General features: G+C 61.2%; 2 protein-coding genes and 1 pseudogene. All 3 read right to left on the reverse strand.

Going from position 1 to position 1,358, the window contains the following annotated elements; genetic code table 11:
- Positions 1 to 279, reverse strand: a 279-nt coding sequence (atpE, locus tag AC1DQP_RS20545) for a F0F1 ATP synthase subunit C (RefSeq protein ID WP_478052438.1), incomplete at its 3' end; no start/stop codon positions are given.
- Between the two features lie 61 nt (positions 280 to 340).
- Complete coding sequence (atpB, locus tag AC1DQP_RS20550) at positions 341 to 1,135, reverse strand: F0F1 ATP synthase subunit A (RefSeq protein ID WP_256776898.1); 795 nt, start codon at positions 1,133 to 1,135, stop codon at positions 341 to 343.
- 31 nt (positions 1,136 to 1,166) lie between these two features.
- Positions 1,167 to 1,358, reverse strand: a pseudogene (locus AC1DQP_RS20555) (hypothetical protein); the annotation flags it as partial.

The following is a 1,358-nucleotide window of genomic DNA, read 5'->3' on the forward strand; positions in this document are numbered from 1 at the left end:
GTCCAGCAGCGCCTGCGACAGCGGGTTGGCGAAGGCCAGCAGCAGGCCGACGGCGACCGAGATGATGAACGCGGCGTCGATCAGGCCGGCGGTGATGAACATGCGGACCTGCAGGACCGGGATCAGTTCCGGCTGGCGAGCGGCCGACTCCAGGAACTTACCGGACATGATGGCCAGACCGAGACCGGCACCCAGCGCGGCCAAGCCGATCATGATGCCGACGGCGAGGGCGGTGGAGCTCTGAATCTGGGCGAAGTTGGTCAGGACGGCGAAGTACATGGTTATCTCCAGGAACTTAAGTTGCTAAGGGTAATGAAACGGATGAAGGGTGAAGCGAAACTCAGTGACTGTCTTCCGACAGGCTCAGGTACACGATCGACAGCATCATGAAGATGAAAGCCTGCAGCGGAATCACCAGCAGGTGGAACAGCATCCAGCCCAGGCCGAATGCGCCGCCCGCGATGGCACCGGCAATGCCGGCACCGCCCAGCACCCAGATCAGCAGGAAGACGATTTCGCCGCCGAACATGTTGCCGAACAGTCGCATCGCCAGCGAGATCGGCTTGCTGAGCCACTCGACGATGTTGAGGATGAGGTTGAACGGCATCAGCCACTTGCCGAACGGCGCGGTCAGGAATTCCTTGGTGAAACCACCCAGGCCCTTGGAGCGCAGCGCGAAGAACAGCATCAGGAAGAACACGCTGATCGACATGCCCAGGGTGGCATTGACGTCGGCGGTGGGAACCGGCTTCCAGTACGGCACGCCGAGGGCTTCCAGCGGCAGCGCGATGAAGTCGGCCGGGATCATCTTGATGAGGTTCATCAACAGGATCCAGAAGAAGATCGTGATCGCGATCGGGGTCACCAGCTTGCTGGTGCCGTGGTAGGTGTCCTTGGCCTGGCGGTCAACGAACTCCAGGCAGATTTCCACGAACGCCTGCCACTTGCCCGGAACGCCGGCAGTGGCCTTGCGGGTGGCCATCCAGAAACCGAACACCATCAACAGGCCCATCAGGACCGAGGTCACGATGGTGTCGACGTGGATCGCCCAGAAACCACCTTCCTGCATATGAATCGTCAGGTTGTGCAGGTGATGCTGGATGTAGGAGGTGGGAGTAAGCGCCTCGCCTGCCATGTGTCCGGAACCTTAAGTTAAATAAATTGGATCAGCGCCTGGCCAGAGCCAGGACCTGGAACATCAACCCGACGGCGATACCGGCCAGCAGCGCCAATGCAGGCAGCTTGAAGACCAGGAACCCCACCATCAGGACGCCGAAAACGAGCACCCACTTTGCCACCACCGCCACGATCAGCCGGGCCAGCGCCGAACCGGCCGCCTGTACCCCACCACTGAGCGC

The sequence above is a fragment of the Stenotrophomonas sp. P5_A8 genome (assembly GCF_056400545.1).